General features: G+C 64.7%; 14 protein-coding genes. 3 read left to right on the top strand and 11 right to left on the bottom strand.

The features are described 5' to 3' along the window. Together IM816_RS09965 and IM816_RS09960 are read left to right on the top strand one after the other, a co-directional pair. The gene (locus IM816_RS09965; RefSeq protein WP_250337954.1) at positions 1-747 is read left to right on the top strand and encodes an EAL domain-containing protein; all 747 of its coding nucleotides are present in this window, start codon (positions 1-3) and stop codon (positions 745-747) included. A 100-nt stretch (positions 748-847) separates the two neighbouring features. Next, positions 848-1,723, top strand: coding sequence for a retroviral-like aspartic protease family protein (locus IM816_RS09960; protein WP_250337953.1), 876 nt, complete (start codon positions 848-850; stop codon positions 1,721-1,723). Positions 1,724-1,738: 15 nt separating this feature from the next. Here IM816_RS09960 and IM816_RS09955 read toward each other — a convergent pair whose 3' ends face one another. The 3 genes from IM816_RS09955 to IM816_RS09945 form a co-directional block, all read right to left on the bottom strand. Further along, positions 1,739-3,604 (bottom strand): beta-ketoacyl-[acyl-carrier-protein] synthase family protein, encoded by a 1,866-nt coding sequence (locus IM816_RS09955; protein WP_250337952.1) that lies wholly within the window; start codon positions 3,602-3,604, stop codon positions 1,739-1,741. A gap of 96 nt (positions 3,605-3,700) precedes the next feature. After that, positions 3,701-4,684, bottom strand: a complete 984-nt coding sequence (locus IM816_RS09950) for an SGNH/GDSL hydrolase family protein (RefSeq protein WP_250337951.1) — start codon at positions 4,682-4,684, stop codon at positions 3,701-3,703. A 198-nt stretch (positions 4,685-4,882) separates the two neighbouring features. Next, a complete protein-coding gene (locus tag IM816_RS09945) occupies positions 4,883-5,671 on the bottom strand; it encodes an alpha/beta fold hydrolase (RefSeq protein ID WP_250337950.1) in 789 nt (262 codons plus the stop codon). Between the two features lie 122 nt (positions 5,672-5,793). Here IM816_RS09945 and IM816_RS09940 point away from each other — a divergent pair, with 122 nt between their 5' ends. Beyond that, positions 5,794-6,693, top strand: coding sequence for a LysR family transcriptional regulator (locus IM816_RS09940; protein WP_250337949.1), 900 nt, complete (start codon positions 5,794-5,796; stop codon positions 6,691-6,693). A 29-nt stretch (positions 6,694-6,722) separates the two neighbouring features. Here IM816_RS09940 and IM816_RS09935 read toward each other — a convergent pair whose 3' ends face one another. Genes IM816_RS09935 through IM816_RS09900 form a run of 8 tightly spaced genes read right to left on the bottom strand, consistent with a single transcriptional unit; the run spans position 6,723 to position 13,867 of the window. After that, complete coding sequence (locus IM816_RS09935; RefSeq protein ID WP_250337948.1) at positions 6,723-7,382, bottom strand: ChrR family anti-sigma-E factor; 660 nt, start codon at positions 7,380-7,382, stop codon at positions 6,723-6,725. Next, positions 7,379-8,011: a sigma-70 family RNA polymerase sigma factor gene (locus tag IM816_RS09930; protein ID WP_250337947.1), complete on the bottom strand. Its 633-nt coding sequence runs from the start codon at positions 8,009-8,011 to the stop codon at positions 7,379-7,381. Before IM816_RS09930 ends, IM816_RS09935 begins: the two co-directional genes overlap by 4 nt. 19 nt (positions 8,012-8,030) lie before the next feature. Beyond that, a complete protein-coding gene (locus IM816_RS09925; protein ID WP_250337946.1) occupies positions 8,031-8,591 on the bottom strand; it encodes a lipocalin family protein in 561 nt (186 codons plus the stop codon). An 11-nt stretch (positions 8,592-8,602) separates the two neighbouring features. Continuing rightward, entirely contained in the window at positions 8,603-9,691 is a 1,089-nt protein-coding gene (locus IM816_RS09920) for an SAM-dependent methyltransferase (protein WP_250337945.1), read from the bottom strand. Next, entirely contained in the window at positions 9,672-10,478 is an 807-nt protein-coding gene (locus IM816_RS09915; protein WP_250337944.1) for a DUF1295 domain-containing protein, read from the bottom strand. The genes IM816_RS09920 and IM816_RS09915 overlap by 20 nt, the downstream gene beginning before the upstream one ends. Before the next feature lie 22 nt (positions 10,479-10,500). Beyond that, complete coding sequence (locus IM816_RS09910) at positions 10,501-11,793, bottom strand: SAM-dependent methyltransferase (RefSeq protein WP_250337943.1); 1,293 nt, start codon at positions 11,791-11,793, stop codon at positions 10,501-10,503. Continuing rightward, positions 11,790-12,587, bottom strand: coding sequence for a DUF1365 domain-containing protein (locus IM816_RS09905; RefSeq protein WP_250337942.1), 798 nt, complete (start codon positions 12,585-12,587; stop codon positions 11,790-11,792). Before IM816_RS09905 ends, IM816_RS09910 begins: the two co-directional genes overlap by 4 nt. After that, positions 12,584-13,867 carry an NAD(P)/FAD-dependent oxidoreductase gene (locus IM816_RS09900; RefSeq protein ID WP_250337941.1) on the bottom strand — a complete coding sequence of 428 codons (1,284 nt, stop codon included), beginning with the start codon at positions 13,865-13,867 and terminating at the stop codon, positions 12,584-12,586. The genes IM816_RS09905 and IM816_RS09900 overlap by 4 nt, the downstream gene beginning before the upstream one ends. Positions 13,868-13,869: the final 2 nt, after the last annotated feature.

Raw genomic sequence — 13,869 nt, 5'->3', positions numbered from 1 at the left:
ATGGCACAGCAACACTCATGCGGAGCGTGCCGTAACGGCATGGCTTTTGAAGGCACCATCACCATGGCGTTTCAGCCGATCCTGGACCTGTCGGCCAGGCGCGTCTTCGCGCACGAAGCGCTGGTGCGCGGTACCGACGGATCGTCGGCGGCCGACGTGCTCGCATCGGTCCATCCCGAGAACCAGTACGCGTTCGATCAGGCATGTCGTGTCAAGGCACTGGAGTGCGCGGTGGACTCCGAGCTTCCAGCGCTGGTGTCGATCAATTTTTTGCCGAATGCGGTGTACAACCCCGAGCACTGCCTGCGCGCCACGCTCGCGGCCGCCGAACGTGTGAAGTGGCCGCTATCCGACATCATCTTCGAGGTGACGGAGCACGAGCGAATCGCCGACCAGGCACACCTGCTGTCGATCCTGCGGACTTACCACGCCCGTGGCTTCCTCACCGCCATCGACGATTTCGGGGCGGGCTATGCGGGGCTGAATCTTCTCGCCGATTTCCAGCCCGACATCGTGAAGCTCGACATCGGACTGGTTCGCGACATCGGCGGCGATCGCGTTCGCCAGCGCATCGTGTCGCACATGATGCGTCTGTGCGACGACCTCGATATCAAGGTCATCGCAGAAGGCGTCGAGACGATCGCCGAGTGTTCCGCGTTGCTCGACCTTGGCGTCGTGCTCCAGCAGGGTTTTCTTTTTGCCCGGCCGTCGATCGGCAAGACCATGCCGCCCGTTTTTCCCATGTAGCGATCAATACTGCAGCCGAATAGCCTCTCGACGTATCACTGATCATGTCGAGGCGCATGGCGCGCTTCGCCGTTTCAGCGACGAACAAGGGGAAAAACGGATGAAATCGCTCCAATGGATGATCGCGCTCGCTGCGATCATGTATGGCACGTCGTCGGCAGAGAGCATGGCACGCGAGGCCTGCGCGCAGCACCTGAGCGCTGCGGATGCACTCGTTCATGTACCGGTGACGCTGGTGAGCGGGCGGGTCTATGTCGATGCCGCAGTCAATGGACGCGGGCCCTACCGCTTCGCTGTCGATACCGGGGCCAGCGGTGTCGGGCGCGTCGATGCAAGCCTCGTGACGGCGTTGGGGCTACCCGTAGGTCGTGGGGCCACCTCGTCCGACGCGCTGACAACGAGCACGGTCGACACGACCCAACTGAACACGTTGACGCTTGGTGGCTTGACTCGGCGCAACGTCGAGGTCATCACACGCGACTACCGATCGCGTGTCTCCAAGGAAGCCGCGTTCGACGGCATCCTGGCTCGAGACTTCTTTGCCGACGGCGTTCTGGTCATCGATTATCGTCGGCGCGAGTTATGGTTTGGCCGAAGCTGGCATGTGGCCACGGACGATGCGCAGGCCTTGCCGTATGAACGTGCATTCCGCGTACCTGTGACCATCGATGGCCGATCGTTCGAGGCTCAGCTCGATACCGGGGCTGACGTCGAACTCGTGGTGCCCAAGGCGCTTTGGCCGCAACTGACCGATGCGCCCCTGGCGTCGGCCGGTCAGGCCAGCCTGACCAACGGTAAGGTAGGCACGGAACGGGGCGTATTGCACGGCCCCGTGCGCGTGGGCGCATTGACGCTGAGCGACGTGAACGCCCGCGTCATCGAGGGGTTTCCCGAAGTGGTGTTGGGTTCGGCAGCGCTGCGCAACGCACGGATCATGATCGATCCACGTTCACGAGCGCTGGCCGTTTGCCCGTGAAGGATGGATGGATGCTCAGTCGAGCCCCGTCCAGCGATGGCGCTCGGCCATGGCCAACGCCAGCTTCGGGCTGCGGCGGGCCACACGTTCACGCGTTTCGCGCTCTGCCCGGATGCGCGGCCAGGCGTCGAGATACGCAGCCAGTACATCGGCATCGCACGCGTAGCGGGCGAAAGCCTCCGGCGTCGCAGAACGCAAGGCCACCGCGCCGTTGTAGCCACCAAAGCCCTGAGTGACGCAGATGGCGCCCCCGTCGGCGTGTCCCGGTGTCGGTTCGGCCTGTAGGTGGAAGTGCGAACCGACTTCGGCGAGATCCGGGTCGAGGCGACGCAGGCTGGGCACGCCGGGGGCAGGGCGACCAAGCACGAATTGCACGGCCTGCGACAACGCCTTCAGGCCGGTTTCGCCCATGGTGTGGCCGTCGCCCACCGCCTTGTGTGCACCGACGAAAAGCTTGGGCAATTCGCCCGTATGACCCTGGCGTTGCGCTGCGCCCTGCAGACCTGCGAGTGCGGTGCCGAGGTCGGTCTTGGAGTTGGTGCGCGTGCCGGTGGCATGGGCGGCGAGGTAGTGGAAGTCGCCGATGGCATAACCGTGGCCCTGATAGGCCATTTCCATCGCCTGCACCAGGGCGTTTTCGCCACCGAAACCGACGCCTGCGAAATGCGCCTTGCCACCGGCCTCGGCACTCTGGCCCCAGCCCACGATGATCGAAGTGATGTCGAGATGGTTGCGCAGCGCGAAGTCGAGCGTCGTCACGAGCAGCCCGGAGCCACCGTGGCCGACCACCGTACCGTCGGCATCGGTGTCGAACGGCGCGAGTGCGTCGTGGGCGGTGCGCTCCGGCTCACCCGCATGCGCTTCGTTTTTTGCCGCCAGCTTGGCGCCGGTCATCAAGGCCCCGCCACCGAAGGCTTCGAGGATGCCGTAGCCGGGCTGGAGTGCCGCATCGGCGGCCGTCAGCAACACCATCTTCGGTTTCTGGAAACCGGGGTAATCGAACAGCAATTGCGGCGCGATGTCGGCCAGTGCGACGAGGCTCGATGCGCAGGCCCCCACGGCGGTAGACGGCGCCTGCGGAACGCGCATGAAACCGACCTCGTCGGAACGCAGCGATTCGCGCAGTTCCGGATTCTTCAGCACGCGGCTGATGCTGTAAGACGGTGCAAGCATCGTCGAGACGAGCGCAGGACCGTGCGAACCGAGGGAGTGCGACAGCCGGACCGCAAAGGTGTCCTTCGGGATACCACCGGCAGGCTGTGGCGCATCGGGGCGCAGCCACTGGCCCAATGCGTCGTGACCGCCGAAGGCGGTGGCGGAGGCGACGCGGAAGCCGAACGGATTGGGCACCAGCTCCGACAACGGTCGCGGCAGGCCGGCCAAGGCACCCAGTGCGCCATACACGAACAACTGCGCCTGCAACGACGGACTCAGCAAGGGCTCGTCCTGAAACAGGCCGTGCATGTCCTTGAGGCTGGATGCGCGTATGTCTTCGAAACGGATACCGGCAAGCCGGCGCAGGCCACCTGCTTCCAGATCGTGCGGCAGGGGTGCGGCGATGTCGGTCACGGCACGCGGCGCATGGTCGGCGACCTGAGCGACATGGCGGATACCGCTATTGGCACGCAGCTCGGCGCCGTGCAATCGCTCCAGATCTGCCAGCGTGGCCGGTTCGCCGTCATGATCGCCCGAGGCCCAGCGCATGCCGTCCGCCGCGTTCTCGGCGTGCGGATCGAGCGAGACGAGGCCGGCATCGAAGGCGGCCAGTGGCAAAAAATCGGGAGAACGCGCCACCAGCGCCTGATAGGTTTCCGTCGAGCCCACGGCGGAAAGGGTGCACGCGGTGCCAACGGTGACGAGGACCTGATCGCTTCGCAGCATGTTAATCGTCATGACAGGGAAAAGACGATTATAGCGCCCCGACCCATTCCCGCCGCCGCCGGCCGCTCCCGGCCGGCGGCACCGCGTGCAAAGGCTTCAGTTCGAGCCCTGGACCTTGAAATGGGCATCAGTCGCCTGCGACAGCGTGCCCAGGTCGAAATTTTTCTTGATCTCATCCGCCCAGATCTGCGCGATCACCTTGTAGACCTCCTCGGTGGGATGCGCTTCGTCGCTGGTCGTGGTGCAGAAGGCGTCGAGCTGGTTCCGCGGCGGCGCGCCATAGCGGACCTCGATGCCCTTGGGTTGCGCCTTCTTGGTGAACCCGTAGGAGTTGAGATTTTTGCAGACGTGATACATGGGCGTGTAGATGTCGACGACGGTGGCTCTGCCAGCGAAGTGTGCGTTGATCTCCTTGGCCAGCTCATGTCCGAAGTTGAGCGAGCCAGTGGAGAAGTCGACGACCTTCTGCGTGGCTTCCTGGCCGTAATAGCGGACGGCGTCCTGCGGATCGGGAAGGTTGCCGAACAGGAAGTGTGCGTTCGGGTCCTTCTGGAGGATGTTCTGGCATATCTGGCTCATCTGCCGCGCCACGGCAGCCATGTCGGCCTTGTCGCGCCCGTTGGTCACCAGATCGTTGAGACCGAACCACACCAGGTACAGACCGTTGCCCGGCTGCGGGCCGTAAGCCTTGAGATCCTTGACGTAGCGATCGTACTGCTCCTTGAATGTGCCCAGGCCAGCGCCCCAGCGGTCCGATCCGCCCATTGCGCCGCCTTCGGCATAATTGACGTAGTAGAGAGGATGCGTGGTGGACGACCCGTGGTTGCTGTTCGCACTCCACGTCAAATGCGGCGCGGCGGCAGCCAGGGAGGTGGACTGATCCACCGTGATCAACGGCTGGCCGCCGGCCCATTCCCAGATGAAGTCCGTCCAGTTGCGGTTGTCACTGAAGCGCTTCACCTGATTGGTGCGCATCAAGCCGAAAAGCGAAGCGAACTGTCCGGTCAGCGTGTCTCGCTTGACGCCGATATCCGAAAGACTGTCCCCGAAAATAATGAGTCGATTTGCCGTAACGGTCATGGCAGCGTGTCCTTTGGTGTGATCACCCGAGTGATGTGTGCGGTGTGTCCAGCGGTGTATGCCGTGGACTGACGGGTACGCCTGCGGCGTCCCTCGGGGGTCACTATCGCGACACGCTGCGGCGGCCCGTATCGGGAAAATCCCGATCATGGGCCGCGATTTCGCCGAGCCGATATCGACGCGTCCAGGCGCGTCGGATCACCCGGCGCGCAGCCTCTCCACGAACGCTGCAATCGACCGGGCGGCTTCCTCGGGTGCCTCCAAGGGCACCAGATGCCCCACGCCGGGCAATACGCGCAGCTCGGCGTGTGCCAGGCGTGGCATCAACTCGGCCTCAAGCGTGTCGGTCGTATCCACCTTGTCCGTGTCGCCCGAAAGCACGAGTACGGGCACCTCGATGCGGCGCACCGCGTCCGTGATGTCTGTTTGGCTGATCTCCATAGGCCATGCCAAGCGGGCTTCGGGTGTACCGCTCATGCTGTCTTCGATCACTTGTTCACGCTGTTGGGGCGTGAGCGGCCGTCCGGTGAGTACATGTTCGAGCGCGCCTTCGATGCTCTCTCGTGTGTCGTACGCCGCAACCATGCCAGCGCGGACCTCGAGCGGTAGGGCGAGCGCGGTCGGCGGGGCCGGCGCGACGAGCACGACGCCGCGCAACCCCGCAGGTCGTCGTGACGCGATGAGTTGGGCGATCTTGCCGCCCATCGAATGCCCCACCAGCACGTACTCGCCCACTTGCGTGTTCGCGAGCACAGCCTCGACATCGTCGGCGTAACCCGCAAGCGTATGGCCTTCCGTAGAACGCTCTGAGCGGCCCCAGCCGCGAAGATCGGGGGCGATCACGCCCATGTCGCGCGGTAGTGCTTCGATGATCGGGGCCCACGTGCGCGACGACCCGCCGTAGTAGTGCAGAAAAACCAGGGTGGGATGGTCTCCGTGCCGTTCGTGAACGAAGAGCGTAGGGCCAGACGGAAGTGTAATGAACATGGCAGGTCACCTGTCGATGTGAGGACGATGGAACTATCCTAGGCACCGGCATCGCCACTGATTAGCGCCTGAAATCGACCGACACTCGGTCAGAAAGGGATCGAATGGACCGCTTGACATGCATGGCCGTCTTCGAAGCGACCGCTCGCACGGGAAGTATCGCGGGTGCGGCACGCGCATTCGACATGACGCCTTCGCGAGCGAGCAAGCACCTCGCTGCGCTGGAGGCGGAGCTCGGTGTGCTTCTGCTGAAGCGCAGCACGCGACAGTTGACGCTCACGCCGGAGGGTGAGGCCTATTTGCAGCGCTGTCGCCGCATTCTGGTCGACGTGCGAGAGGCCGATGACGAAGCGCGCAGCCAGACCGGCACGATATCGGGCACCTTGCGCGTCACGGCGCCGGTGGCGTTCGGTGCGCTGCACCTGGGCCCCGTCGTCGCGGCTTTTCTTCAGAAACATCCCCGGGTGTCGCTGCAGTTCTCGCTCGACGACCGCTATGGCGACCTGCATGCCGACGCCGTGGACGTGGCGCTACGCATCGGCAGGCTCGCCAATTCATCGTTGGTCGCGCGACGCCTCGGAGCGTGTCGGATGGCGCTCTGCGCAGCGCCGGGGTATGTCGCGGCCAATGGAGCGCCGAACGTACCGTCGGATCTCTCCGGACAACCTCTGCTTGCATTCAGCGAAGCGGTGTCGGGACCGGATTGGACGCTCCGCGATGCGCAAGGAGATCGCTATCGCATTGAGGGAAGTACGCGGGTGTCCGCGAACAACGTGCAGGTGCTTGCCGCTGCGGCCGTTGCTGGCGCCGGCTTCGTGTTCGCTCCCACCTTCGTGTTGGGGCCGCTCCTTCGAAGCGGCGAACTGGTGCGCATTCTTCCGAATTACCACGCGGACCCGCTGGACATCAGCGTCGTCTATTCCACCCGTACCTATTTGCCAGCCACCGTACGTGCCTTCGTCGATCACCTGGCCGAGACGCTGGCGGAGCCTTTCGCCTGGGACGACGCAGGCGATGCCTGATCGCGTGCGCCGGGGCGCCGGTAAGCGGATTACAACTTGAACAGCGGTTGCAGCGAGCGGGCCAGCCAGCCCGAGAAGCGCAGCGGTGCATCGGTTGCCGCCACACATACGCAGGGAACGCCGGGCGCCGTTACCGGTTGATGCTCGATGTCGCTGTCGAGATCCGCGACGTCGCCCGCCGCGAAGTGACCGATGGAATCGTCGTAGGCACCGCGCAGGATCATCGTCAGCTCGTTCTTGCCGTGCGTATGCATGGGCAAGCTGCGGCCGGGTGCCACGCGCAGCAGCATGAGGTGCCCGTCGTCCACGCCGCGCGCCCGGATGTGGTGGATGCCGGGCCCGATCCACTTCCACGGCAGGTCGCGGTACGAGCGCCCGAAGTAGGGCCACAACGGCATCGGCAGGTCATCCGGGTCATGCGCCACGGGGCGGGCCGGAGACGGACGGGGTGCAGGAATGTCCTCCTCGCCCAGGCGTGCCAGCAAGCGCTCGCGAGCGTTATCGGACAAGGGCATGCCTTCTTGCTGGCTCAGCAATTGGCCGCCGATGGCGTCGGCGTCGAGCAGATGGTCGCGGCAGATCGGGCAGACGCTGAGGTGTGCCGACACCACCGCAGCGAACGCAGCGGGCATCGCGCCTGCGGAGTAGCTCATCAAGGTGGCGGCGTCGAGATGATGGTGCGGCTTCATGGTGTTTTTCTCAGGCCTGCCTGCAGCTTCGCAAAGGCACGACGCAGGTTGGACTTGACCGAGCCCAGCGGTTGCCCAAGCTCCTGGGCGATTTCGCTGTGGCTCTTTGCTTCGAAATAGGACATCCGGATCACCCGGGCCTGCTGCGGTGGCAGTTCGTCGATCGCTCGCTCCAGACCCACGCCGTCTGCGAACCACTCCGTGCTGTTCGCATCGTCGTCGGTGCGTTGATCGAGCCAGTCGAGGCCGTCCTGGATGGGGAGCCAATGCGGCTCGCCGCGAATGCTGTCGATGTAGAGATTGCGTGCGATGCGGAACAGCCACGTGGATACGTTCGCCCGGCTAGGGTCGAACTGATTCGCGCGTCGCCACACCCGAAGCATGGCTTCCTGCACGAGTTCCTCGGCCTGTGGCGCGGCCACGCCGAGGCCGACGAGATAGCGCTGGAGGCGTGGTCCGAAATGGGCGAACAGACGCATGAAACAGTCGACGTCGCGGTTCTCTGCGACGGCCGCCATCTGCCCCGCCCAGTAGGCGGGATCGTCGTTGGCCTGGGAAGCGGAATGAGACACGCGCCGATGGGCCTCGATCGGGATGACTTTCTGGCAAGTCGGGTCGGAACGCATCATAGCGGCATTCGTCGTGTCGTTACCGTGCCTGTGTCGGTGGCTCGGGCCACTGCTGGGGCACTTTGCGCAACTGCTTCACGTCGTAGCCCATTGCGGCCACGCGATCCACCAGCTGCTGGTACTGCGGGTCGGGCATCGTCGGACTGCGCGCCATGATCCATACGTAGTCGCGCTTGTCGCGTGCCACGATCACGGTGTGATAGTCGGCATCGACCCACGAGATCACATACTGCGCCTTAATCGGCCAGACGAACTGCATACCCCAGATGGCACCATTCGTATCGGGACGCACGTAGCCCGTGGCACTCATCGTTTTCAGGTGACCGGCTGGCGTCTCTTTGCGGTATCGGAACGACGTCTCGATCTTGCCGTTGTGCAGCAGCTTGTAGGATTCCACGGCATTGACCGCACTTTCCTCGTAGGGCGTGGGAATGGACGCGATGACGTACCAATCGCCCATGTATCGCGGGACGTCCACGTGGGACGCGCGGGGCACGGGTGTCGGGCGTTGCGTGGAGCATCCGATCAACGGCCATGCGACGAGCAGGGCACCGCCAAGGCGGCGGACAAGGGTTCTCATGGGCATCTCCATCAATCGCTTCGTACAAAGCGGTAGTGAGCTACGAGCCATTCCTGCCCATGGGCGTAGCCGAACAATTCGGCGCACGACATCCAGAAGATGCGCCAGCGCTGAAACCAGAGTCGCGCGAGTTCCGCCGACCCGTATGCGCCGGTCAGGGTGGTCATCACCTCGTCGCGTCGTTCGTCCTGATTGCGCAGCCAGGCATTGGCCGTGCGTTGGTAATGCGTGCCATCCACGAGCCATTGATCCTCGATGCGCAGGTGCTCCTGGAACCACAGCAGCGTGTCCGTGGCCGGCATCATGCCGCCGGTGAAGAAGTGCCTGCCCATCCAGTTGTCCGTGCCCTCGGTATCGAAGAGATAGGCCGCTTGGCGGTGGGCGAAGATATGGACGAACAAGGCGCCACCAGGACGCAGCCAGGAGGCGATGCGCGCCATGAGCGCGCGGTGATTGCGTACATGCTCGAACATCTCCACCGAGACGCAGCGGTCGAACGCCTCGACCGGGAGGGCGAGCGTGTTGATGTCGCAAGTGATGACGCGCAGGTTGGGCAACCGTCGGCGCAGGCATTCGGCCTCGATGTGTTGGCGCTGCGACGCCGAGTTGGAGACGGCAGTGATGCGTGCATTCGGATAACGCTCGGCCATCCACAGCGAGAGCGAGCCCCACCCGCAGCCGAGTTCGAGGATGTCCTGTCCGTCCGCGAGCCCCGCGCGCTGCGCATACAGTTCGAGCATCGTGTTCTCGGCCTGTTCCAGCGTGGCAGAAGCATCGGTGAAATAGCACGCGGAATACTTGAGACGCGGACCGAGGCATTGCTGGAAGAACGCGGTAGGCACTTCGTAGTGCTGCGCGTTCGCGGCGTCCGTATGCACCGCTACGGGTGCGCTTCGCAGTTGCTCGATGAGCATGCGGTGGCGGTATTGCCGGGCCTCCGCATCACCAAGATTGCATTCGGCGAGCCGCTGCTCGCACAACCGGCGGATGCCGGCGCGGATGAGGGCGTCGGGCAGCAGGCCGCGCTCGGCGAGCCCCAACACGCCCGGCGCAGCGCGATCCGGCGCCAACGCGCTTTCGTCAGCGAGCGTCGTGTTCATGGGAGTCCTTAACGGGTTTGGGAAACCAGGGGAACAGCATGGGCGTGCTGCGCTGATAGTCGCGGTAGTCTTCGCCGCGCGAGCGCAGCGCCTGCGCTTCCGTAAACGGAATGCCGCTCAGCCAGCGGAGGAAGCCCAACATCACCACAGGGCCGAGCCAGGCGAGCCACGCCAGTGGCGACCCGACGGCCAGTGCCACGTAGCTGAACCAGTGCAGCCACTCGAAGAAGTAGTTCGGGTGGCGGGAGTAATGCCACAGGCCGCCGCGATATGTCCGCGTCCGGCTCTCGGGCTGCCTGCGATAGCGCGCCAGTTGGCGATCCGCGATGGCTTCCCCCGCGACGCTCCCCACCCAGACGATCACGCCGAGCACGGCCCAGCCGTTGAGCGTCTGGGTGGGGTTTGCCGCCACTGCCATGAACGGAAGAGAGAAAAGCAAGACGAGTGCGGCCTGGGCCAGGAAGAAGGCGAGGAACTTCCCTTGATGCCCCTTCCAGTGCGAACGAAGGTAGCGATAGCGACCATCTTCTTCTTCATCGCGCACACGCTGCCAAAGGTGCAACGCGAGGCGCACCGACCAAGCCGCACCAAGGATCGCCACGAGCAGACGAGGCAGCCATCCTCCCGAGCCCGTCGCTGCCATCCACAGCGCCGACATGCCCAGGCCGGCCGCCCAGAGCACGTCCACGATGCCGGCGTTCCGGTGCCGGCGCTGCCAGACCCAACCTGCGGTCATCAGCGCGAGCATGACGCACGCGAGGATGCCTAGTTGCAGCACATGGTTCATGGGTGCCTCCGCACGTTCACGGTCATACCGGCTGTCCTTCGGCGTTGGCCGTCCAACGCCCGAGCGCGGGCCGAGCGCCCGGCTTGGCGAGCAGGAGGTGCGATACGCCGATGGAGCGTTCGAGGAAGCCGCCTTCGCAGTACGCGAGATAGAAGTCCCACAGGCGCATGAAGCGTTCGTCGAAGCCTTGCCGGCGCACGTCGTCGAGGCGTGCAAGAAAGCGCTCGCGCCACGCATGCAGCGTATGGGCGTAGGAGAGTCCGAAGTCCTCCAGATGCACGAGCGCGAGATCGCTGGCACGCGTTTTCGCTGTCAGCATGGCGGCGATGGACGGAATGAAGCTTCCCGGGAAGACGTGGCGCTTGATGAAATCTACCGAGGCAAGGGCCTGTGCGTAGCGGTGGTCTTCGATGGTGATGGCCTGCACCAGCGCCACGCCGTCGGCGGACAGCAGCGCACCGATCTTCGCGAAATAGGTCTCCATGTAGCGAGCGCCGATGGCCTCGATCATCTCGATGGACACCACGCGATCGTAGGTGCCGTCGAGGTCCCGGTAGTCGCGCAGCAGAAGTTCGATGCGATCCTGCAACCCCGCCTCGGCAACGCGCTGGGTTGCCAGCTGGTGTTGTTCCTTGGAGATCGTGGTGGTGGTGACGTGGCAACCGTAGTGGCGTGCGGCGTGGATCGCAAAGCCGCCCCAGCCCGTGCCGATCTCCATGACGCGCATGCCGGGCTTCAGGTCGAGCTTGGCGCAGATCACGTCCAGCTTGCGGGTGGATGCCTGGTCGAGGCTGTCCGTCTCGTCGCACCAGAGAGCGGACGAATACATGAGATCGCGCGAGAGGAACAACGCGAAGAACGGGTTGCCCAGGTCGTAATGCGCGGCGATGTTGCGGCGGCTACCGGATCGTGTGTTCTCGCGGAAGGCATGCCACAGGCGCATGGCCGCGCCGCCAAGGCGGGCAGCGCCGCTCTCCATGGCATCGAGCAGGTCGCGGTTGCGTACCAGCAGGCGCACGAGCCCGACGATGTCGTTGCAGTGCCAGTGGCCTTCGATATAGGCATCCGCGGCACCGACACTGCCATGAGTGGCGAGCGAGCGGTAGAAACGGAGATCGGAAACCACCAGCTCGATACGCGGCGACGCGGGTTCGGCGTCGCCCAGCTCGCGTTCTCCGAATGCATCGCGCAGCAGCAGGCTGCCATGACGAAGTCCGCCCAGTCGGTCGATCAGGCGGTTGCGGAGCCAGCGGTCCAGCGCGGGAGCCGCAGGCGTGCGCAAGGGTAGGGAGGGAGTCCTGGTGAGTTCGTTCACGGCGCAGTTCCTGGTGCGCGCGCCTCGGGGAGGGAAGCGGCTTCGGGTGGGTGATCGTGGACGGGCGTACGCTTGCTCCACAGGCGCAGTGCCTGCCAGTGGATCGCGCCGATGACCTGCATCGTCATGAGCGGGTAGCGCCACAACAGCCGGGCGAGGGCGGGTCCGGTCAGCGGCTGGCGCTGAAGTGCCAGGGTGGCGTCGAACTCGCAGGTGTCGGCGTCGTGCACTTTCATGTGCACGCGGAGATCGTCGGCTGGGGCGGTGAAGCGCCAGTCGTAGCGACGTGCCATGGCCATGAACGGCGAGACATGGAAACGCTTGTCGAAGGCCCAGCTCATGGCGCGCCCGTGGGCGTCGGCGCGATCCACCGGCAGCACGTAGGCGTGACGTTCGCGCCAGGGCGTATTGGTGATCTCCGCGACAATCGCTTCGAGCGTTTCGCCGTCCGCGGCGTAGCAGTAATAAAAGGTGACCGGATTGAACACGTAGCCGCCGTAGCGGAGATGTCCGAGCATCCGCACCGGTCCTTGCGGACGTTTCCCTGTCTGAGCTTCTACCTTCTGGCGAACGACCTCGGCCAGGGGCCGGTCGTGTGGTGCCATGAAATCGGAACGCCGCCACTCCGCGAGGTTCGGCCGATTCACCGACCAGAACCAGCGTGAACGGAACACGTCGTCTACTTCGTCGAGATCGAGGTAGATCTGTGCCATGCGGTAGCTGAAGGCGTGCTGGGTCGGCGTGTGGCGACGATGCACCACGCGGCCCTCGTAAATGGCGCTGGCGAAGCTCATGCGCTCACTCCACGGCGCGACGTGCCTTGTGTCGTGGTCGTGTTTTGACCCGACAGTGCGGAGGCGACCTCGACCGCGCTGCGCATGCCATCTTCATGGAAGCCCCATCCCCAGTACGCACCGGCGAACCAGGTACGCCGCTGTCCCTGGATTTCGTGCTTTCGCGCCTGCGCCGCGACGCTGTCGGCGGTGTAGACCGGGTGCGCATACGACATGCGACGGAGGATATGCAACGGATCGATGGACGCCGCGAGGTTGAGGCTCACGATGAAGGGGCGCGGCGAGGCGATGCCCTGGAGGATGTTCATGCAGTAGCTGACCGTGCATGCCTCGCTGGGTCCCGCAGGAATCCGCGCGTTCCACGCCGCCCAGGCCTTGCGTTGACGCGGCAGGACGCGGGCGTCGGTGTGCAGCACGACATCGTTGGTCTGGTAGGGAATGGCGCCCAGGATCTCGCGCTCCTGGTCCGACGGATCAGCGAGCAGCCCGAGTGCCTGGTCGCTGTGGCAGGCCAGCACCACGTGGTCGAAGCTTTCCTGACCATGCAGCGAGGTGATGACGACATGCTGCGGATGCCGGGTCACGGCCCAGACGGGGCAGGACAACCGCTCGTCGATCTGCCATTGGCGTCGCATGGCCTGTATGTAAGTCGAGGAGCCACCGTCCACCACCAGCCATTGCGGGCGCTTCTCCACCTGCAACATCTGGTGATTGGCCATGAACTGGACGAGGTACCGCGCGGGAAAGTGGAGGATGGCGTGGGCCGGTGACGACCACAACGCCGACGCCATCGGCACCAGGTGCTCATCGCGGAAGGCTTCGCCGTAACGGTGCTCGGCAAGATAATCGCCGAGGCTGGGGCCAGGCGAGGTGAGGTCGAGAAGCGCGGGCGCCTCGCGGTAGAACCGCAGAAGATCGCGCACCATGCCAAGAAAGCGCGGCGAGACCAGATTGCGACGTTGACAGAACAGCGTATCGAGCGTGGCGGCGTTGTACTCGAGGCCCGTGCCGGCGTGGCGCACCGAAAAGCTCATCGTCGTGGGCCGCGAGGCGACGCCCAGTTCGTCGAACAGCCCGTGCAGCAGCGGATAGTGGGCGCGATTGTGCACGATGAAGCCCGTGTCCACCCGATAGGACTGCCCATCGAGCGCGATGTCGTGCGTATGGGTATGGCCGCCGAGATAGTCGTTCGCCTCGAACAGCGTGACCTCGTGTTCGTTGCGGAGCATCCAGGCAGTAGCCAGACCCGCGATACCGGAGCCGATGACGGCGACACGCATGA

This window comes from Luteibacter flocculans (assembly GCF_023612255.1).
Classification (GTDB): domain Bacteria; phylum Pseudomonadota; class Gammaproteobacteria; order Xanthomonadales; family Rhodanobacteraceae; genus Luteibacter; species Luteibacter flocculans.
This window is presented reverse-complemented; position numbering and strand designations above follow the sequence as displayed.

Coding starts and splice junctions, on each gene's coding strand:
- IM816_RS09915 (WP_250337944.1), bottom strand. CDS start 10,478: ATGAACCATGTGCTGCAACTAGGCATCCTCGCGTGCGTCATGCTCGCG.
- IM816_RS09965 (WP_250337954.1), top strand. CDS start 1: ATGGCACAGCAACACTCATGCGGAGCGTGCCGTAACGGCATGGCTTTT.
- IM816_RS09940 (WP_250337949.1), top strand. CDS start 5,794: ATGGCCGTCTTCGAAGCGACCGCTCGCACGGGAAGTATCGCGGGTGCG.
- IM816_RS09925 (WP_250337946.1), bottom strand. CDS start 8,591: ATGAGAACCCTTGTCCGCCGCCTTGGCGGTGCCCTGCTCGTCGCATGG.
- IM816_RS09920 (WP_250337945.1), bottom strand. CDS start 9,691: ATGAACACGACGCTCGCTGACGAAAGCGCGTTGGCGCCGGATCGCGCT.
- IM816_RS09960 (WP_250337953.1), top strand. CDS start 848: ATGAAATCGCTCCAATGGATGATCGCGCTCGCTGCGATCATGTATGGC.
- IM816_RS09905 (WP_250337942.1), bottom strand. CDS start 12,587: ATGAGCTTCGCCAGCGCCATTTACGAGGGCCGCGTGGTGCATCGTCGC.
- IM816_RS09945 (WP_250337950.1), bottom strand. CDS start 5,671: ATGTTCATTACACTTCCGTCTGGCCCTACGCTCTTCGTTCACGAACGG.
- IM816_RS09900 (WP_250337941.1), bottom strand. CDS start 13,867: ATGCGTGTCGCCGTCATCGGCTCCGGTATCGCGGGTCTGGCTACTGCC.
- IM816_RS09930 (WP_250337947.1), bottom strand. CDS start 8,011: ATGATGCGTTCCGACCCGACTTGCCAGAAAGTCATCCCGATCGAGGCC.
- IM816_RS09955 (WP_250337952.1), bottom strand. CDS start 3,604: ATGCTGCGAAGCGATCAGGTCCTCGTCACCGTTGGCACCGCGTGCACC.
- IM816_RS09935 (WP_250337948.1), bottom strand. CDS start 7,382: ATGAAGCCGCACCATCATCTCGACGCCGCCACCTTGATGAGCTACTCC.
- IM816_RS09950 (WP_250337951.1), bottom strand. CDS start 4,684: ATGACCGTTACGGCAAATCGACTCATTATTTTCGGGGACAGTCTTTCG.